An 18,596-nucleotide genomic window follows, 5' to 3' on the forward strand; every position below is an offset into this window, starting at 1 on the left:
TCCTTGGCTTAACCGACAACCAGGTTAAGCAGTTTGCCCGGAACGTAAATGACTTTACGTACTGTAACGCCTTCCAGGTATTTTGCCACCAGATGTTCCTGTGCGGCACGTGCCTGAACCTGCTCTTGCGTGGCATCGGCGGCAACGGTAATTCTACCGCGCACCTTGCCGTTCACTTGCACCACGACCAGTTTTGAGTCTTCCACCATGGCGTCTTCATCGGCGACAGGCCACGGAGCCGTGTCGATATCGCCATTGCCGCCCAGCGCCTGCCACAGCGTGAAGCAGGCGTGCGGTGTGAACGGATACAGCATGCGCACCACGGCCAACAATGCTTCCTGGGTCAGCGCGCGATCCTGCTCGCTCTCTTGCGGCGCTTTGGCCAGCTTGTTCATCAGTTCCATCACGGCGGCGATAGCCGTGTTGAACGTCTGACGGCGACCAATATCATCGGTGACTTTAGCGATGGTTTTATGCAGATCGCGACGCAGTGCTTTTTGGTCTTCCGTCAGCGCGGCCACATCCAGCGCATGGGTAGCGCCTTTTTCCGTGTGGTCGTAAACCTGTTTCCACACGCGTTTGAGGAAGCGGTTAGCCCCTTCAACGCCTGATTCCTGCCATTCCAGCGTCATCTCTGCCGGAGAGGCGAACATCATGAACAGACGCACGGTGTCGGCACCGTATTTCTCTACCATCACCTGCGGGTCGATACCGTTGTTCTTCGATTTCGACATCTTGCTCATCCCGGCATACACCAGTTCGCGGCCTTCTGCGTCGAAGGCTTTCAGGATGCGCCCTTTGTCATCGCGTTCCACGGTGACATCAGACGGTGATACCCAGATACGTTCGCCGTTGTTGCCGGTGTAGTAGAAGGCATCAGCCAGCACCATACCCTGACACAACAAACGCTTGGCAGGTTCATCGGAGGTGACCAGACCCGCATCACGCATCAGCTTGTGGAAGAAACGGAAATACATCAGGTGCATGATGGCGTGTTCGATACCGCCCACGTATTGATCGACCGGCAGCCAGTAGTTGGCCGCCGCAGGATCGAGCATACCCTGATCGTATTGTGGGCAGGTGTAACGCGCGTAGTACCAGGACGATTCCATAAAGGTATCGAAGGTATCGGTTTCACGCAGTGCAGGCTGACCGTTGACGGTAGTTTTCGCCCAGTTGGGATCGGCCTTGATGGGGCTGGTAATGCCATCCATCACCACGTCTTCCGGCAGAATCACCGGCAGTTGATCTTCGGGTGCCGGGATAACAGTGCCATCTTCCAACGTCACCATCGGGATCGGTGCGCCCCAGTAACGCTGACGGGAAACCCCCCAATCGCGCAGGCGATAGTTGACTTTGCGTGCGCCAACGCCGAGTGCGACCAGCTTGTCAGCAATGGCGTTAAAGCCCGCTTCGTGATCCAGACCGCTGAATTCGCCTGAGTTGAACAGGGCGCCTTTCTCGGTCATGGCTTGCGCTGAGATATCGGGTTCGCTGCCGTCCAGGTTCAGGATAACGGGTTTGATCGTTAACTGATATTTAGTGGCAAATTCCCAGTCGCGCTGGTCGTGGCCCGGAACGGCCATTACCGCGCCAGTACCGTAATCCATCAGCACGAAGTTGGCTGCCCACACGGGCAGTTTTTCGCCGGTCAGTGGATGTACCACGAACAGGCCTGTCGCCATGCCCTTTTTCTCCATGGTCGCCATATCTGCTTCGGCAACTTTGGTGTTACGGCATTCATCGATAAAGGCGGTCAACGCCGGGTTAGTGGCGGCGGCGCGTAGCGCCAGCGGATGGGCGGCAGCTACCGCGACATAGGTGGCACCGATAAAGGTATCTGGACGCGTGGTGTAGACGGTCAGCTTGTCAGCGCTGTCTGCCACGTCAAAAGTGATTTCCACCCCTTCAGAACGGCCAATCCAGTTACGCTGCATGGTTTTGACCTGCTCCGGCCAGCTCTCCAGCGTGTCCAGATCGTTGAGCAACTGATCGGCGTAATCGGTGATTTTGATAAACCACTGCGGGATCTCTTTGCGCTCCACTTTGCTGTCACAGCGCCAGCAGCAGCCATCGATAACCTGCTCGTTGGCCAGCACCGTCTGATCGTTCGGGCACCAGTTCACCGCAGAGGTCTTCTTGTAGACCAACCCTTTTTCATACAGCTTGGTGAAGAACCACTGTTCCCAGCGGTAGTAATCGGGTTTGCAGGTGGCGACTTCACGATCCCAGTCATAGCCAAAGCCCAACAGCTTCAACTGGTTTTTCATGTAATCGATGTTGGCATAGGTCCAGGGGGCCGGTGCGGTATTGTTTTTTACCGCAGCGCCTTCCGCCGGCAGGCCGAAAGCGTCCCACCCGATCGGTTGCAGGACGTTTTTTCCCAACATGCGTTGATAGCGGGAAATAACGTCACCGATGGTGTAATTACGAACGTGCCCCATGTGTAGGCGGCCAGAAGGGTAGGGGAGCATGGAAAGGCAGTAGTACTTTTCCTTGCCGGGCTCTTCGGTCACTTTAAACGTTTTGTTTTCTTGCCAGTGAAGCTGGACGCGAGTTTCTATCTCTTCTGGGCGGTATTGCTCTTGCATGGCAGCCAGGGGTCCTATTGAGTAAAGAAGCGCTACACCCGTAGCGTATTCCGATTCATCATAATGATCCGCATAGCATAGCTGATAAGCAGCGCTGGCAACAACCGTCTCTGCACCCTAAGCGCCGATTTATACCCGTCATACTTCACCTTGCAGGTGCGTTGGCTACATGCGTTATTCGGCCCATCCTTGGGCCTCACCTGTTACGAGGCCGCCGCACGCGGCGTTCAAATCGGCTCCCGGCAGATTTGTCACCCGAATCACTGACCTGAGTAGGCGATTCAGGATTCTCTCCCTTGCCGCCTTGCTGCAACTCGAAATATTTAGGGTATAGGGATGCAAGCCGCAAAGTTGGTAAAAAGTGGGGCAAAGCGAAATGATGCGCAAGAATAGTGTTTAAAACCGTCTAAAATAGAGAGGGATAGCTACAGAGGTATCGTCATTGCCCCGTCAATGTTAATCAATCCGCGTAATCAGGAGGCACCATGAACAAGAAAGCTCGGCATTATCGTGCGCTGATGTCTTCCATCATGACGCGTTTAAGCGCCGGCGAACGCGATCTGACACAGATGCTCCAACACGCCCGCGAAAGCTTGCACGACAGTGAAGACCTCACCCACCGCGAACGCGAAGACATTATTCAGTCCGTAGAGCGCGATTTGGCCGAATTTGCCCAGCGTTACACGGACAGCCAGGAAGAGGATTTATCCGATAGCGTGTTTCTGCGTGTTATCAAGGAGAGTCTGTGGCAAGAGCTGGTGGATATCACGGATAAAACCCAGCTGGAATGGCAAGCGCTGTTTAAAGATGTCAGTCATCACGGCGTTTACCACAGTGGTGAAGTGGTCGGGTTGGGAAATTTGGTGTGCGAAAACTGTCATCACCATGTGGCATTCTATACGCCGGAAGTGCTGCCTCGTTGTCCGAAGTGCGAGCACGATCAGTTTCAGCGTCAACCTTTTCAGCCCTGACGGGGTAGCTTAACAGAAATACGTTCCCGCTTGCGCGGGAACGAAAGAGGCAGCGCCTGATGTCGCGATCCGAGATGATGCTTTAGTGCAGGATCTTCGCCAGAAAATCTTTGGCGCGATCGGATTTAGGATTGTTAAAGAACTCGTCTTTTGGCGTATCTTCCACAATTTTGCCTTCATCCATGAAGATGACGCGGTGTGCCACTTTGCGCGCAAAGCCCATTTCGTGGGTAACGACCATCATCGTCATGCCTTCGTGCGCCAGCTCGACCATGACATCCAGTACTTCGTTGATCATTTCCGGATCGAGCGCAGAAGTCGGTTCATCAAACAGCATAGCGACCGGATCCATGCAGAGTGCGCGCGCAATGGCGACACGCTGCTGCTGACCGCCGGAAAGCTGGCCGGGAAACTTGTTAGCGTGCGCGGACAACCCCACGCGATTGAGCAACTTGGTGGCCTTTTCACGCGCGACCTCTTTGTCACGCTTAAGCACTTTCACCTGCGCCAACGTCAGGTTCTCAATGATGGAAAGGTGGGGAAACAGTTCAAAATGCTGAAACACCATGCCCACTTTGGAACGCAATTGCGCCAGATTGGTTTTCTTGTCGTTAACCGAGATGCCGTTAACGTCAATCTGACCTTGTTGCACGGGTTCAAGGCCGTTAACGGTTTTGATCAACGTGGATTTCCCCGAGCCTGATGGCCCGCATACCACCACCACTTCACCTTTCTTCACTTCTGTTGAACAATCGGAGAGCACCTGAAAGTGACCATACCATTTGGAAACGTTTTTTAGAGTAATCATCGAACAGTCCTTCTTTTCAGGTAACTGACCAGCATTGATGCGCTAATGCTGATAACGAAATAAACCAACCCGGCAAACAGCACCATTTCCACCTGGGTTCCGTCGCGCTCGCCAATGGTTGACGCGGTGCGGAAGAAGTCCGCCAGGCTCAGGACATACACCAGCGAGGTGTCCTGAAACAGAACGATCCCTTGCGTCAGGAGCAATGGGACCATGGCGCGAAACGCCTGCGGCAGGATCACCAGCTTCATGGATTGCCACTGTGTCATGCCGAGCGCCAACGCAGCGGATGATTGTCCGCGTGAAATGCTGAGTATGCCCGCACGGATAATTTCAGAGTAATAGGCGGCTTCAAACAGCGAAAAGGCTACCATAGCGGAGATCAGACGAATATCCGTTTTTGGTGATAGCCCAAGCACATTTTGTAATAAGCTAGGAACCACAAGGTAGAACCACAGCAATACCATCACCAACGGGATGGAACGGAAGATGTTGACATAACCTTTGGCAAACCAGCGGATCGGGGCGAAAGTCGACAGCCTCATCACCGCCAATACGGTTCCCCACAGGATGCCAAACACCACGGCAATCACCGTGATTTTCAGTGTGACCACTAGCCCTTGCAGCAGGTAGGGCATGCTTGGCGCAATGGAGCTCCAGTCAAATTCGTACATTATTTACTCCCCATATTGCCGGGCAAACGGGTCTTTTTCTCAACCACTTGCATGATCAGCATAATAATGGCGTTAATCGCGACATACGCCAGCGTGATGGCGGTAAAGGACTCATAGGCGTGCGCAGAGTAATCCAGCAGTTTATTCGCCTGTGCGGCCATATCCACCAGCCCGATGGTCGAGGCGATGGCCGAGTTCTTCACCAGGTTGAGCATTTCAGACGTCAGGGGCGGTACGATAATGCGATAGGCATTGGGCAGCAGAACGTAGCGGTAGGTCTGCGGCAGCGTTAGCCCCATGGCAAGTGCAGCGGCTTTCTGGCCACGCGGCAGGGATTGGATACCTGCGCGCACCTGCTCGCAGACGCGAGCCGCGGTAAACAGGCCCAAACAGACCATGGAGGAGACAAAAAACTGAATGTTGGGATCCAGCTCCGCCTTGAACCACATGCCGATGCTTTGCGGCAGCAATTCAGGAACCACCAGATACCAAGCGAAAAATTGAACGATAAGCGGAACGTTACGGAACATTTCCACATAGCAGGTGCCGAGACCTGACAGAAACCGGTTGGGTACGGTGCGCAAAATGCCGAAAACAGAGCCGACAACGAAGGCAATGATCCAGGCGCAAATGGACAGCGCTACAGTGACCTGCAACCCAGACCAAATCCACCCAAGATACGTGGTATTACCGAACGGGGCGGCTTGTAAAAAAATACCCCAGTTCCAATCTATAGACATAGCAAAATCCGGTAAAAAAAGGGTAGCAGAGCTACCCTGAAGATTGATGAGTGGCGATAACCCATTGGTGAGAGGGCAGTGCGGTTAATCAACACCTGCGACATCCACCGCGTGGGCCGGGACGCCAGACGGGGAACGACCGTCTGACGCCTGTCTGTCCAGCCACAAGTCAACAATCGAGGGCAAGCTGTCTGCCCTTGTTTTCACTTGTTGTTAGTTTAATGCTTTATTGTTAGGGGCTGTGAACAGCGCCTTCATTTCTGCTGACAAATCGAAGTTCATGTTGAGATCTTTAGGCGGAATTGGCTGTTTGAACCAGCGATCAAAGGATTTTTCCGCTTCACCGGAGGTTTGCAACGTCGCGATGGTGTCATCAACCAGTTTTTTGAACTGCGGGTCGTCTTTACGCAGCATACAGCCATAAGCTTCTTCGGATTGTGCGGTACCGACGATCACCCAGTCGCTCTGCTGTTTGGCTTTGGCGCGTTCACCAGCCAGCAACGCATCATCCATCATAAAGGCAACGGCACGGCCGGTTTCCATGGTGCGGAAGGCATCGCCATGGTCTTTGGCACTGATGATGCGCATATCCAGTTTTTTCTCTTCGTTCAGCTTATTCAGCAATTTCTCAGAGGTGGTGCCGGAGGTAACCACCACGGTTTTGCCTGCCAGATCCGGGAAGTCTTTAATACCAGAGTCTTTTTTAGTCAGCAGACGCGTACCAACGATAAAGATGGTATTGGAGAAAGCCGCTTGTTGCTGGCGTTCCAGGTTGTTGGTGGTGGAACCACATTCAAAATCAAAGGTGCCGTTTTGCAGCAACGGGATACGGTTCTGAGACGTGATCGGGATCAGTTTGACCTGAAGATCGGCAACGCCAATTTTCGCTTTTACCGCATCGACAATTTTGTTCGAGTAATCCTGAGAGTAACCAACCACTTTCTGCTGGTTGTCATAGTAGGAAAATGGCACGGAAGACTCACGGTGGCCTACAACGATGACGCCATTTTCTTTGATTTTTTTGAGCGTCCCCGTTAATTCTTCTGCATGAGCCAGGCTGCTTGCGGCTGTACCAATCAGAAGCAGTGACAGTGCCAGTTTACGCATTTGCATGTTGTAACTCCTTTGCTGTTGTGATGACGGCAGTCGCTATGACGCTAAGGCGGTTGCGAATTCAATCATGCCGATAGAGCGCTCTCCCGGGTGCGACAGGGTATGCACCATAAAAGAGCGAGTACTTGCCTTTATCTTTAAAAAATAGCCGATTGTGAACAAAATGAAATAAATTTGTTTGTCTTTTGAGAACTCAACTGCACTAAATCACTGCACTAAAATCGTTTAGCACTATTTTGGTGCGCTGATTGCCCCATCAGGGTGCTTTTTCGCTGGTTTTCAGAGAACAAACAACGGAATCATCCCGTTACACTCTGTTATTCAATGAATAACAAGCAAATGATGTGCCAATTGTGCAAATGGGCGATGGCGGGTATTACACAAAGGTATGGTGGGGATTGATGAGAAACCGGCAGGCCGCGCCTGCCGGTGGTCGCGTTAACGCCGCAGGCGAATGACGCAGGCTATACCGGCCAGCACGGCGAGAATGATCCACATTGGCCAGGCGCCGAAGCGGGCGTAAGGGGTGATGCCGGTGGTCGGTGTCACCTTGGTAAGCAGCACTTTGCGCGTAAACTGCGGCAGTTCGGCACTGATCTCACCCTGTGGGCCGATAACGGCTGTCACGCCATTGTTGGTCGCACGCAGCAGTGGACGCCCTAACTCCAGAGCACGCATGCGGGCCATCTGGAAATGTTGCCATGGGCCGATAGAACGACCAAACCAGGCATCGTTTGAAATAGTCAGCAGCATATCGGTATCAGGCCGGAAATTATCGCGTACTTGTTGACCGAGAATAATTTCATAGCACACCGTGGCTGTCATCCGTATGCCGTTGACCGTGAGCTGAGGCTGTTGGTAAGGACCACGGCTGAACGAAGACATCGGCAGATCGAAGAACGGTGCTAACGGGCGGAGCAGTGTTTCCAGAGGAACAAATTCACCAAACGGCACCAGATGATTCTTGTTATAGCGGTTGGTGCTGGGATAACGGTACGGTTCGCTGCCGCCCAGCACGATAATGCTGTTGTAGAAGTCAACCTGCTCGTTTGTGCGGCGGCGTGCATCCACAACGCCGGTGACCAGACTGCTGCTGTGTGCACGCAGCAAGTCGTCGATGTACTGCAAGTAGTCTTGCTGACGCGTTTCTATATCAGGGATGGCCGATTCTGGCCAGATAACGATCGGTGCTTTATCCAGATAAGGCAGCGTGGCGTCGCGGTAGATATTCAGAATCTGTTGCAGCGCGTTGGGATCCCATTTTTGGGCCTGGGCAATATTGCCTTGCACTAATGCAACGTTGACCGCGCGCTCAGGTTGAGGCGTAAACCAGTGGATAAACTTCAACGGCCAGGGAAGCAGCAGCAACGCAATGGCGCAGTAAAGCGGGATGGTTTTGCGGCGTGTGGTACCGAACACCAGCAGGCCGGCAATGATGACCAACAAGAGGTTGATACCATCAACCCCAAGCAGTGGCGCCAGGCCTTGTAGCGGGCCGTCAATCTGGCTGTAGCCAAATTGCAGCCAGGGAAAGCCGGTGAGTACCCAACCGCGCAACCACTCAGTGAACTGCCACAGGACTGGCGCGACCACGATCAGGCGCACCAGCGTCGTTCGCGGCCATATACGTGTTAACAGTCCCGAGAAGATCGCGGGGTAAAGCGATAAATAGAGCGCCAGCAGCACCACCAGAAACACGTTAACGGCTTCCGGCATGCCACCGAACTCGGCGATGCTGACGTACACCCAGTTCACGCCGCTGCCAAACAGGCCAAAGCCCCAGCTAAAACCAATGGCGGCGGATTGCCGCCAGGTTCTGTTCAACGTCAGGGCTTGCAATCCGCATAGCGAAACCAGCGCGGCAGGCCAGAAATCAAACGGTGAAAACGCCAGGGTGCCCCAGGCACCGCAGAACAGCGCCAACAGGATGCGCACCCGTTGGCGTCGTAAAACAGACATGACAGACATTGTCGAATTAAGGTTCCAGTGTTGGTTGAGGCGCCTCGTCAGGGATTCTGACATGAGTCTGAATAATACGTCGGCTGTCCGCCATGGCAACTTTGAACAGGTAACCGTTGATGTCGATGGTTTCACCACGCGCTGGCAGATGGCCGAAGGCCTGCATCACCAGCCCGCCGATGGTGTCCACTTCTTCATCGCTGAACTGGGTGCCAAACACCTCGTTGAAATCTTCAATCAGTGTTAACGCACGGACGGTGTAGGTATGTCGGTTCAGTTGGCGGATATCGCGATCTTCTTCGTCGTCGTACTCATCTTCAATTTCGCCAACGATCAGCTCAAGAATATCTTCAATGGTGACCAGACCAGAAACACCGCCAAACTCATCGATGACGATAGCCATGTGGTAACGCAGCGAACGGAACTCATGCAGCATGCGATCCACGCGTTTGCTTTCCGGCACTACGACCGCGGGACGCAGCACCTGTTCCATGCTGAACGGCTCAGCATCGCTGCGCATAAACGGCAGCAGATCCTTGGCCATCAGGATGCCTTCAATGTGGTCCTTATCTTCGCTGATCACCGGAAAACGCGAATGCGCTGATTCGATAATCACATCCAAACACTCTTCCAGCGTTTGATTGTGCTTCAGAGTGATCATCTGCGAACGGGGTATCATGATATCCCGTACGCGTTGCTCCCCGATATCCATCACCCCTTCGAGCATGTCGCGGGTGTCTGGATCGATCAGATCGTTTTGTTCGGAATCTCGGATAAAGGCGAGGAGGTCACTACGATCCTTGGGTTCACCATGAAAAAGCTGATTAAGGATCAGTGAGAAGAATCCTTTCTTGGGACTGGGGCTATCGCTGTTTTGAGAATGGTCGTCGCTCATGGCGTTTTATTTACTGTCTCTCTGGTTAGTCAATCATCATCAACCACGCAAAAGGGGCATGCGCTGTTAAGACCATCAGGCGCGCGGGCGGGTTGACATAAAGGTGCACGGTGATAACCGCGCGTGGCGTTATGTTTAACCATAACGCCGTTACGCTATGATGACGAAGACGGCATCATAGCGAAAAGTGCGCCATCAAGAAAAATACCGAGGCTTATCGTAATCTACTGTATTTTTCATAATAACAGAATATACCCGTGATACTTCAACTTGCTGGTGTATCGGCTTACTCTTTCTCGGACAGATAAGGGTCCGCATAGCCCATTTGTTGCATGATATCGGTTTCCAATGCTTCCATCTCTTCCGCTTCGTCGTCCTCGATATGATCATAACCCAGCAGATGCAGGCAACCGTGTATCACCATATGTGCCCAGTGGGCGTCTGCGGTTATTTGCTGTTCAATGGCTTCCTGTTCCACCACCTGGCGACAAATGATCAGATCGCCCAATAACGGCAGTTCGACTTCCGGCGGTGCTTCAAAGGGAAAAGAGAGCACGTTGGTGGGTTTGTCTTTGCCGCGATAGGTGTGATTCAGCTCATGGCTTTCCGCTTCATCGACGATACGAATGGTCACTTCCGCTTCTGGCTGAAACTGCGGCAGTACCGCCTCCAGCCAACGCTGAAAATCCTGTTCGCTCGGCAGTCCTGCTGTATTGTCGCTGGCGATTTGTAAATCGAGAATAACCTGACTCATTGTGACTCCTGCTTATCACCTGCCTCTGACGCGGCGGGTGTACTGACGGCTTGTGCTTCGCGTTTACGCTCTTCTGCCTGCGCGGCACGACGTTTCTGGTCAGCTTCTTCCCAGGCTTCATAGGAATTTACGATGCGTGCGACCACAGGATGGCGTACCACATCTTCACTGTGAAAGAAGTTAAAGCTGATCTCTTCCACATCGGCCAATACGTCGATGGCGTGGCGTAGCCCCGATTTGATATTGCGTGGCAGGTCAATCTGGGTGATGTCGCCGGTGATGACGGCCTTGGAGTTGAAGCCAATACGGGTCAGGAACATCTTCATCTGTTCGATCGTGGTGTTCTGACTCTCATCGAGGATGATGAAGGCATCGTTCAGCGTGCGACCGCGCATATAGGCCAACGGCGCTACTTCAATCACGTTACGCTCAATGAGTTTTTCCACGCGCTCAAACCCCAGCATTTCGAATAACGCATCGTAGAGCGGGCGCAGATAAGGATCGACCTTTTGGCTCAAATCACCGGGCAGAAAGCCGAGTTTTTCTCCCGCTTCAACGGCCGGGCGTGTTAACAAAATGCGGCGGATATCCTGACGCTCGAGCGCATCCACCGCCGCCGCGACGGCCAGATAGGTTTTCCCTGTACCCGCAGGACCTACACCGAAGGTAATATCGTGGTCGAGTATGTTGGCGATATACTGCGCCTGATTCGGCGTGCGTGGCTTGATGATGCCGCGTTTAGTGCGAATGTTGATCGCCTTGCCAAAATCCGGCACGCTCTCGGCGCTTTGCTCCAGCACGCCCGATTCTTTGATTGCCAAATGAATCTGCTCGGGGTCAATATCCCCTTCCACGCCGCGCACGGGGGCGGTATCAACATAGAGACGTTGCAGAATGTCTGCCGCCGCCTCAATGCACAGCCCTTTTCCGACCAGTTTGAATTTATTGTCTCGACGGTTGATTTCGATTCCGAGGCGGCGCTCTAACTGTTTGATATTAATATCAAAGTGGCCACACAAGTTGAGCAGGCGTTTATTATCAGCAGGTTCGAGGGCAATCTCTTTTATCGTAACGTTCAAATTATTCCTCTTGGTATATCAAGGCTCGTCATCGTGAGTGATGAGAACAATAAAGTGCGAGATGATGATTGAATTATTTATCGGTAATAGGGAAAGGTGCAAGTGGCAATATGGTCATACCCGTCATACTTCAAGTTGCAGAGGCGTAGGCGGCGTTCGTTATTCGGCCCATTCCTGGGCCTCACCTCTTACGAGGCCGTTCAAATCGGCTCCCGGCAGAGTTGTCACCCGAATCACTGACCTGAGTAAGCGCATCGGGATTCATTCGCTTGCCGCGTTACGAGACTTATCAATCAGCCTCGCCTTAAAGGACCAGCGCAAACGCGGTTCACAACGTTAACGTTTTGTCCTGCAACTCGAAGTATGTAGGGTATATGACAGTGTGCGGCAGGTAAGTGCACGGGCGAGGACATCGCCCGTGCAGCGCATTCATCAGGGCTGGTAGAGGCCAACGCCGATATCATTCTCTTTACGAGTACGCGCAATCACGGAGGCAGGAGATTCGCTGATGCGCAGGCCCATCTGGTCTTCGGTTTTGACAACCACTCCGCGCAGTGAATTCGGACGAACGTCGACAATTTCAACGTCAACGAACTTACCGATCATATCCGGGGTGCCTTCGAAGTTAACCACGCGGTTATTTTCCGTGCGGCCTGACAGTTCCATCACGCTTTTACGTGATGTTCCTTCCACCAAAATACGTTGGATGCTGCCTAACATACGACGGCTGAACTGCATTGCCTGCTGGCTGATACGTTCTTGCAGAATATACAGGCGCTGCTTTTTTTCTTCTTCGCTGACATCATCAACCATGTCTGCGGCGGGTGTCCCCGGACGCGCAGAGTAGATAAAGCTAAAACTCATATCAAAATTGACGTCACCAATCAGTTTCATGGTTTGTTCAAAATCTTCCTGGGTTTCACCGGGGAAGCCGATTATAAAGTCGGAGCTAATATTAATATCCGGTCGCGCGCTGCGCAGTTTACGAATAATGGCTTTGTATTCCAACGCGGTATGGCGACGTTTCATCATGGTCAGAATACGATCGGAACCGCTTTGCACCGGCAGATGAAGGAAGCTCACCAACTCTGGCGTATCTTCATAGACGCTAATGATATCGTCGGTAAATTCAATCGGGTGACTGGTGATAAAGCGCACGCGGTCGATACCGTCTATCGCGGCCACCAGACGCAGCAAATCGGCAAACGAGCAGATGCTGCCATCAAAATTTTCGCCACGATAGGCGTTGACGTTTTGACCCAACAGGTTAACTTCGCGTACCCCTTGTGCGGCCAACTGCGCAATTTCATATAAGACGTCGTCACAAGGGCGGCTGACTTCTTCACCGCGCGTATAAGGCACCACGCAAAATGAGCAGTATTTGTTGCACCCTTCCATGATAGAAACAAACGCCGTTGGTCCTTCGGCACGCGGTTCCGGCAGTCGGTCAAATTTTTCAACTTCCGGGAAGCTGATATCCACCACCGGGCTACGTGTGCCCTGAACGTGGTTAATCATTTCTGGCAGGCGGTGCAGCGTTTGTGGGCCAAAAATCAGATCGACATAGCTGGCGCGTTCGCGAATATGCTCGCCTTCCTGAGAAGCAACACAACCGCCCACACCAATAATCAGGTCGGGATTGTTCTCTTTCAGCGCTCTCCAGCGGCCAAGTTGATGGAAAACTTTTTCCTGTGCCTTTTCACGGATAGAACAGGTATTCAGCAGCAGAACGTCAGCCTCTTCGGCCACCTCGGTCAGCTCATAACCGTGCGTACTTTCCAGCAGGTCAGCCATCTTGGATGAATCGTATTCATTCATCTGACAGCCCCAGGTTTTAATGTGCAGTTTCTTTGTCATCGACTTGTCATTACTCAGTGCGGGTGAAAAAGCGTATTACCAAATCATAGATGCCCGGAAATACGGACGGGGCACGTATTGTAATCTTTTGCTGCGGTTGTGACCAGCGCGCGAAATTTGTTGAGCGTTTTTTCGCAGAGTCAACGCGGTCGTCGAAAATCCAGTACACTGTGCCTATCAGTCACACAGTTTGAGTCGGTTTAGGCACGATGAACGGAATAAATCAACGGTATGATGCCATCGTGGTCGGTGGCGGGATGGTCGGTGCCGCAGTCGCGCTCGGGCTCGCGCGCAACGGTTTTCAGGTCGCGGTGTTGGAGCAGACGGCCCCCGCTGCCTTTATAGACGACGGCGTACCGGATATTCGGGTGTCAGCGCTGGGATATGCCTCTGTTGCACTGTTAAAGTCGTTGGGAGCATGGTCGGGCGTTGAGCAGATGCGCTGTGCGCCTTATCGTCGGTTGGAAACCTGGGAATGGGATGATGCACGCGTTGCTTTCAGCGCTGCCGACCTGCACCTGCCCGAATTGGGATTTATGGTGGAAAATCGGGTATTGCAACTGGCATTGTGGCAATGCCTGGCTGAGCTGCAGCGGTGTGATATTCGCTGCCCCGCGCAGATACGCAGCATGGTTCGCACGCCGGCGAGCTGGCATATCGCGCTGGAGAGCGGAGAGACATTGAGTGCGCCTTTGGTGCTCGGCGCGGATGGTGCGAACTCGCGTGTGCGCCAGTGGGCGGGTATCGGCATCAATGGGTGGCAGTATCGGCAATCGTGTATGTTGGTTGCCGTGGATACCCAGCAACCTCAACAGGATTGTACCTGGCAGCAGTTTACCACTCAGGGGCCGCGCGCATTTTTGCCGCTGTTTGGGTCATGGGGTGCGCTGGCGTGGTATGACAGTCCGCGCCGCATTCGTCAACTCCAATCACTGTCGTTGCCGCAACTGGATAACGCGATTGCAGAAACCTTTCCCGCGCGGTTGGGGTCCGTGAAGTCGGTTGCCGCCGGTGCGTTCCCGCTGGTGCGTCGGCATGCACAACGGTATGTGGCTGAAGGCGTCGCCTTGGTGGGCGATGCCGCCCATACCATTAATCCACTCGCCGGGCAGGGCGTGAATCTCGGCTATCGTGACGTCGACGCGTTGATTGATGTGGTCACTGGCGCGCGGGATGCAGGGGAGTGCTGGCACAGTGAAGCCGTTTTGCTGCGCTATCAGCGTCGGCGTAAGGCCGATAACGTGTTAATGCAAAATGGCATGGACCTGTTTTATAACGCGTTTAGCAATAATTTACCGCCGTTAACCTTTGCCAGAAACATGGCATTGCTGGCTGCTGAACGCGCAGGACATCTCAAAACGCTGGCGCTGAAATATGCCATCGGTGTGTAATGCGCGGGAGTTAGTGTGGTGGCAGTTGTCGATATCTAAAGCGCTTGGCGCAATTCTGTAAGGTAGCGGTTGTTTATGACGTATCTGTTTCTTTCTCTCGCCATTGTGGCAGAGGTGATCGCCACTTCGGCGCTCAAGCTTTCGGACGGCTTTAGTCGTTTAATGCCCAGCATCATTACTGTGATCTTTTATGGTGTGTCGTTCTATTGCCTCTCTCTGACCATGCGCACGCTGCCAACTGGCATTATTTATGCCATCTGGTCTGGGGTTGGGATTGTGCTGATCGCCACGGTGAGCTGGCTATTTTACGGCCAAAAGCTCGATTTGCCGGCGATACTGGGGATGTTACTGATTATCCTGGGCGTGATTGTGATTAACCTGTTTTCTAAGTCGGTGGCGCATTGAAACGGTATCGTTGACAGGTAAACCGAAGTGGCCTTCTTTTGTTGAATCGCGGTTTAACATTCTCGCTACGATCGTCACCTTGGTAGTGTTGTCATTAGCCGATGGAGAAGGTAGACTCAATCCGTTAGTAACGATTGTCGCGCTATGCTGAGGCTACCACCCTTGGCAAGCAAAAAACCCAACTTCGCTGTTGGGTTTTTTTTTTGCCTGTTTACTGTGCGTTAATGGTGTTACTCAGGACCGCTTTTTACTCTTTAGTCGTTAGTGTGCGGTTGCGTTCCAGAGCCATGGTTATGTAGAACACGTCATGTTGAGAGGTAAAGACCTGCCCGGGTTACAGGTGGTGCTGGTTCGGTACCTTGGCCTGAGCGCGACAATTGTTACTAACAAAGGCGATAATCCTTCGTGCAGGCAGCGTAAAGGTAACGATCAGGGGAATCGCGCTCCCAACGGGAGCAAACGGATGAGAGCGATTGTAGAATCGGCGATCATCGTTCTAAAGGCGCTGTTAGCCTTTTTGGCGCTGATCCGCATTTTCCTGACATAATGCCGGAAACGTAACTAAGGCCACCGGGTTACCGCCCGGTGGCCTTTAATCGTTTATTGAATCATGCACAAAAGCAAACAGGGCGACGTCTTTCGACTGTCGCCCTGTTTCTCGCTGTGTTACCAGCGTTTTTTTGGCTGGGGTACGAGGATTCGAACCTCGGAATGGTGGAATCAGAATCCACTGCCTTACCGCTTGGCGATACCCCAAAAATGTGGTGGCTACGACGGGAATCGAACCTGTGACCCCAGCATTATGAGTGCTGTGCTCTAACCAGCTGAGCTACGTAGCCAAATAGTACATCTTGGTTTTTTGCTTTTCAATAAAAACTTTTAACTTCAATCACATAGCATCAATTACATGGCTGGGGTACCTGGATTCGAACCAGGGAATGCCGGTATCAAAAACCGGTGCCTTACCGCTTGGCGATACCCCAACAACGTGCAATCTGATGCGGCATTAAGGTGGCTGGGGTACCTGGATTCGAACCAGGGAATGCCGGTATCAAAAACCGGTGCCTTACCGCTTGGCGATACCCCAATACCCTAACATGCCTTGTTGCTTAACCACCGTGAAGGAATGGTGCGGGAGGCGAGACTTGAACTCGCACACCTTGCGGCGCCAGAACCTAAATCTGGTGCGTCTACCAATTTCGCCACTCCCGCAAGAAAATATGGTGGCTACGACGGGAATCGAACCTGTGACCCCAGCATTATGAGTGCTGTGCTCTAACCAGCTGAGCTACGTAGCCATCTTTTCCGCGTCACCTTCATCGGCGTTGCGGGGCGCATTATGCGTAGTTGGCCGAATTGCGTCAACACATTTTTTCCCTAAAAACGCCTGTGACGGTTCGTTTGTTTGGGTTGTGAACAGTATGATGAGAAAAGCGACAATAAAACAGGTTTTCCTGCGACAAAAGGGAAAAAAACGGGCCCATAAAGGGCCCGTTTTTATTCGAGACAATTACCATAAGGCAATGTTCTATAAGGGCTACGCTCAGTATGCTGATTGGTGAACGCCAACCGCACGACCTGACGGATCGTCCATCTTTTTGAAGGATTCATCCCATTCGATCGCTTTTGCCGAAGAACAGGCGACAGAAGGGCCTCCAGGCACGCATTCTGCGGCGCTCGGTACCGGGAACAGCTCTTCGAAGATTTCGCGATACAAGTAGCCTTCTTTGGAGGTCGGCGTGTTGTACGGGAAACGGAAGTGGGCAGTTTCCAGTTGCTGATCGGTAACCTGTTTTGCTGCTACTTCTTTCAGCGTGTCAATCCAGCTATACCCTACGCCATCAGAGAACTGCTCTTTCTGACGCCAGGCGACGCTGTGTGGCAGGTAGGATTCAAAACATTCACGCAGAATGTGTTTCTCCATTTTCCCGTTGCCGCACATTTTGTCCTGAGGGTTGATGCGCATTGCTACATCCAGGAATTTTTTATCCAGGAACGGTACACGCGCTTCCACGCCCCAGGCGGACATGGCCTTGTTGGCACGCGCGCAATCGTATTGATGCAGCGCGAGCAGCTTACGTACCGTTTCTTCGTGCAGCTCTTTGGCGTTAGGCGCTTTGTGGAAGTACAGGTAACCCCCGAACACTTCATCAGAGCCTTCACCGGACAGCACCATTTTGATGCCCATCGCTTTGATTTTACGTGACATCAGATACATCGGGGTAGACGCACGAATGGTGGTGACGTCATAGGTTTCGATGTGATAAATCACGTCGCGAATGGCATCCAGACCTTCCTGCACGGTGAAATGAATTTCATGGTGCACTGTGCCCAAATGCTCTGCCACTTCCTGCGCGGCTTTCAGATCCGGTGCACCTTCCAGACCAACGGCGAAAGAGTGCAACTGCGGCCACCAGGCTTCGCTGCGCTCGTCGTCTTCCACGCGGCGTGCGGCAAATTTCTTGGTGATCGCGGAAATAACGGAAGAGTCCAAGCCGCCAGAGAGCAGTACGCCGTAAGGCACATCGGACATCAGGTGGCTTTTCACCGATTCTTCCAACGCTTCACGCAGCGCTTCTTTGTCGGTCACGTTGTCTTTGACGGCATCGTAGTCGAACCAGTCACGACGGTAGTATTCGCGAATTTCACCGTCTTTGCTCCACAGGTAGCTGCCTGCCGGGAATTCCTTGATGGTGGGGCATACTGGCACCAGCGCTTTCATTTCCGAGGCCACGTACAGGTTGCCGTGTTCGTCGTAGCCCATATACAGCGGGATAATGCCCAAATGGTCACGACCAATCAGGTATGCGTCTTTTTCACTGTCATACAGGGCAAAAGCGAACATGCCGCGCAGATCGTCTAAGAATTCCGGCCCTTTTTCCTGGTACAGTGCCAAAATGACTTCGCAGTCAGAACCGGTCTGGAAGGCATAACGGTCGCCGTACTGCTGGCGCAGTGCCTGATGGTTATAGATTTCACCGTTGACAGCCAGAATATGGGTGTGTGCCTGGTTGTAGAGCGGTTGGGCACCGGTGTTGACGTCAACGATAGACAGACGTTCGTGGGCCAAAATCGCTTTTTCATTGGCATAAATACCAGACCAGTCCGGGCCGCGATGGCGCATCAGCCGAGACAGCTCCAGCGCTTTTTTACGCAATTCAACCGGATCGGTTTTGATATCCAACACACCAAAAATAGAACACATAAAGAACTCCCTCTTGCTCACCTGTCTGAAGTGAAATAACACGGTTATGGCGTCAGCAACCTTGAGTGGGACAATGCCACAACGGTTCGCGTTGCCTTCTGCGGTACCAATGACAATGATTTAGCATCAAAATGCCACTTGAATTCAATATCAT

General features: G+C 52.7%; 15 protein-coding genes and 6 tRNA genes. 4 read left to right on the forward strand and 17 right to left on the reverse strand.

What is annotated here, in order from left to right; translation table 11 throughout:
• Nucleotides 1-8: 8 nt before the first annotated feature.
• Nucleotides 9-2,591: a leucine--tRNA ligase gene (leuS, locus tag K6K13_RS06175; RefSeq protein ID WP_222159990.1), complete on the reverse strand. Its 2,583-nt coding sequence runs from the start codon at nt 2,589-2,591 to the stop codon at nt 9-11.
• Nucleotides 2,592-3,076: 485 nt separating this feature from the next.
• Here leuS and K6K13_RS06180 point away from each other — a divergent pair, with 485 nt between their 5' ends.
• Entirely contained in the window at nt 3,077-3,562 is a 486-nt protein-coding gene (locus K6K13_RS06180; RefSeq protein ID WP_222159991.1) for a zinc ribbon-containing protein, read from the forward strand.
• A gap of 82 nt (nt 3,563-3,644) precedes the next feature.
• Here the strand turns inward: K6K13_RS06180 and K6K13_RS06185 are convergent, their stop codons facing one another.
• The 9 genes from K6K13_RS06185 to miaB form a co-directional block, all read right to left on the reverse strand.
• Nucleotides 3,645-4,370: an amino acid ABC transporter ATP-binding protein gene (locus K6K13_RS06185; protein ID WP_222159992.1), complete on the reverse strand. Its 726-nt coding sequence runs from the start codon at nt 4,368-4,370 to the stop codon at nt 3,645-3,647.
• Complete coding sequence (gene gltK, locus K6K13_RS06190) at nt 4,367-5,044, reverse strand: glutamate/aspartate ABC transporter permease GltK (RefSeq protein WP_222159993.1); 678 nt, start codon at nt 5,042-5,044, stop codon at nt 4,367-4,369. Before gltK ends, K6K13_RS06185 begins: the two co-directional genes overlap by 4 nt.
• Nucleotides 5,044-5,784 carry an amino acid ABC transporter permease gene (locus K6K13_RS06195; protein ID WP_222159994.1) on the reverse strand — a complete coding sequence of 247 codons (741 nt, stop codon included), beginning with the start codon at nt 5,782-5,784 and terminating at the stop codon, nt 5,044-5,046. The genes gltK and K6K13_RS06195 overlap by 1 nt, the downstream gene beginning before the upstream one ends.
• A 213-nt stretch (nt 5,785-5,997) precedes the next feature.
• Complete coding sequence (locus tag K6K13_RS06200) at nt 5,998-6,897, reverse strand: amino acid ABC transporter substrate-binding protein (RefSeq protein ID WP_222159995.1); 900 nt, start codon at nt 6,895-6,897, stop codon at nt 5,998-6,000.
• Nucleotides 6,898-7,335: 438 nt separating this feature from the next.
• Nucleotides 7,336-8,865: an apolipoprotein N-acyltransferase gene (gene lnt, locus K6K13_RS06205; protein ID WP_222159996.1), complete on the reverse strand. Its 1,530-nt coding sequence runs from the start codon at nt 8,863-8,865 to the stop codon at nt 7,336-7,338.
• A 7-nt stretch (nt 8,866-8,872) separates the two neighbouring features.
• Nucleotides 8,873-9,751, reverse strand: a complete 879-nt coding sequence (gene corC, locus K6K13_RS06210) for a CNNM family magnesium/cobalt transport protein CorC (RefSeq protein ID WP_222159997.1) — start codon at nt 9,749-9,751, stop codon at nt 8,873-8,875.
• 286 nt (nt 9,752-10,037) lie between these two features.
• Entirely contained in the window at nt 10,038-10,505 is a 468-nt protein-coding gene (gene ybeY / locus K6K13_RS06215) for an rRNA maturation RNase YbeY (protein WP_222159998.1), read from the reverse strand.
• Nucleotides 10,502-11,584 (reverse strand): PhoH family protein, encoded by a 1,083-nt coding sequence (locus K6K13_RS06220; protein ID WP_222159999.1) that lies wholly within the window; start codon nt 11,582-11,584, stop codon nt 10,502-10,504. The genes ybeY and K6K13_RS06220 overlap by 4 nt, the downstream gene beginning before the upstream one ends.
• A 432-nt stretch (nt 11,585-12,016) precedes the next feature.
• Nucleotides 12,017-13,441 (reverse strand): tRNA (N6-isopentenyl adenosine(37)-C2)-methylthiotransferase MiaB, encoded by a 1,425-nt coding sequence (miaB, locus tag K6K13_RS06225; protein WP_222160000.1) that lies wholly within the window; start codon nt 13,439-13,441, stop codon nt 12,017-12,019.
• 209 nt (nt 13,442-13,650) lie between these two features.
• Here miaB and ubiF point away from each other — a divergent pair, with 209 nt between their 5' ends.
• The 3 genes from ubiF to K6K13_RS06240 all read left to right on the forward strand — a co-directional run bounded on the left by ubiF (nt 13,651) and on the right by K6K13_RS06240 (nt 15,784).
• Nucleotides 13,651-14,832, forward strand: a complete 1,182-nt coding sequence (ubiF, locus tag K6K13_RS06230; RefSeq protein WP_222160001.1) for a 3-demethoxyubiquinol 3-hydroxylase — start codon at nt 13,651-13,653, stop codon at nt 14,830-14,832.
• 75 nt (nt 14,833-14,907) lie between these two features.
• The gene (locus tag K6K13_RS06235; protein WP_222160002.1) at nt 14,908-15,237 is read left to right on the forward strand and encodes an SMR family transporter; all 330 of its coding nucleotides are present in this window, start codon (nt 14,908-14,910) and stop codon (nt 15,235-15,237) included.
• A 307-nt stretch (nt 15,238-15,544) separates the two neighbouring features.
• On the forward strand, nt 15,545-15,784 hold the full coding sequence (locus tag K6K13_RS06240) for a hypothetical protein (protein WP_222160003.1): 240 nt from the start codon (nt 15,545-15,547) through the stop codon (nt 15,782-15,784).
• 134 nt (nt 15,785-15,918) lie between these two features.
• Here K6K13_RS06240 and K6K13_RS06245 read toward each other — a convergent pair.
• The 7 genes from K6K13_RS06245 to asnB form a co-directional block, all read right to left on the reverse strand.
• A tRNA-Gln gene (locus K6K13_RS06245) sits at nt 15,919-15,993 on the reverse strand.
• A 6-nt stretch (nt 15,994-15,999) separates the two neighbouring features.
• Nucleotides 16,000-16,076, reverse strand: a tRNA-Met gene (locus K6K13_RS06250).
• A gap of 69 nt (nt 16,077-16,145) precedes the next feature.
• Nucleotides 16,146-16,220 (reverse strand) — tRNA-Gln (locus K6K13_RS06255).
• Nucleotides 16,221-16,249: 29 nt separating this feature from the next.
• Nucleotides 16,250-16,324: transfer RNA gene (locus K6K13_RS06260), tRNA-Gln, on the reverse strand.
• Nucleotides 16,325-16,364: 40 nt separating this feature from the next.
• Nucleotides 16,365-16,449 (reverse strand) — tRNA-Leu (locus tag K6K13_RS06265).
• A gap of 9 nt (nt 16,450-16,458) precedes the next feature.
• Nucleotides 16,459-16,535, reverse strand: a tRNA-Met gene (locus K6K13_RS06270).
• 245 nt (nt 16,536-16,780) lie between these two features.
• The gene (gene asnB, locus K6K13_RS06275) at nt 16,781-18,442 is read right to left on the reverse strand and encodes an asparagine synthase B (RefSeq protein ID WP_222160004.1); all 1,662 of its coding nucleotides are present in this window, start codon (nt 18,440-18,442) and stop codon (nt 16,781-16,783) included.
• Between the last annotated feature and the right edge of the window lie 154 nt (nt 18,443-18,596).

The sequence above is a fragment of the Symbiopectobacterium purcellii genome (assembly GCF_019797845.1).
GTDB lineage: Bacteria > Pseudomonadota > Gammaproteobacteria > Enterobacterales > Enterobacteriaceae > Symbiopectobacterium > Symbiopectobacterium purcellii.

Excerpts from the sequence above, each read along its gene's own strand:
- K6K13_RS06240 (WP_222160003.1), top strand. The coding sequence starts at position 15,545 with ATGTTGAGAGGTAAAGACCTGCCCGGGTTACAGGTGGTGCTGGTTCGG.
- miaB (WP_222160000.1), bottom strand. The coding sequence starts at position 13,441 with ATGACAAAGAAACTGCACATTAAAACCTGGGGCTGTCAGATGAATGAA.
- asnB (WP_222160004.1), bottom strand. The coding sequence starts at position 18,442 with ATGTGTTCTATTTTTGGTGTGTTGGATATCAAAACCGATCCGGTTGAA.
- gltK (WP_222159993.1), bottom strand. The coding sequence starts at position 5,044 with ATGTACGAATTTGACTGGAGCTCCATTGCGCCAAGCATGCCCTACCTG.
- K6K13_RS06195 (WP_222159994.1), bottom strand. The coding sequence starts at position 5,784 with ATGTCTATAGATTGGAACTGGGGTATTTTTTTACAAGCCGCCCCGTTC.
- lnt (WP_222159996.1), bottom strand. The coding sequence starts at position 8,865 with ATGTCTGTCATGTCTGTTTTACGACGCCAACGGGTGCGCATCCTGTTG.
- leuS (WP_222159990.1), bottom strand. The coding sequence starts at position 2,591 with ATGCAAGAGCAATACCGCCCAGAAGAGATAGAAACTCGCGTCCAGCTT.
- ybeY (WP_222159998.1), bottom strand. The coding sequence starts at position 10,505 with ATGAGTCAGGTTATTCTCGATTTACAAATCGCCAGCGACAATACAGCA.
- K6K13_RS06180 (WP_222159991.1), top strand. The coding sequence starts at position 3,077 with ATGAACAAGAAAGCTCGGCATTATCGTGCGCTGATGTCTTCCATCATG.
- K6K13_RS06200 (WP_222159995.1), bottom strand. The coding sequence starts at position 6,897 with ATGCAAATGCGTAAACTGGCACTGTCACTGCTTCTGATTGGTACAGCC.
- K6K13_RS06185 (WP_222159992.1), bottom strand. The coding sequence starts at position 4,370 with ATGATTACTCTAAAAAACGTTTCCAAATGGTATGGTCACTTTCAGGTG.
- K6K13_RS06235 (WP_222160002.1), top strand. The coding sequence starts at position 14,908 with ATGACGTATCTGTTTCTTTCTCTCGCCATTGTGGCAGAGGTGATCGCC.
- corC (WP_222159997.1), bottom strand. The coding sequence starts at position 9,751 with ATGAGCGACGACCATTCTCAAAACAGCGATAGCCCCAGTCCCAAGAAA.
- ubiF (WP_222160001.1), top strand. The coding sequence starts at position 13,651 with ATGAACGGAATAAATCAACGGTATGATGCCATCGTGGTCGGTGGCGGG.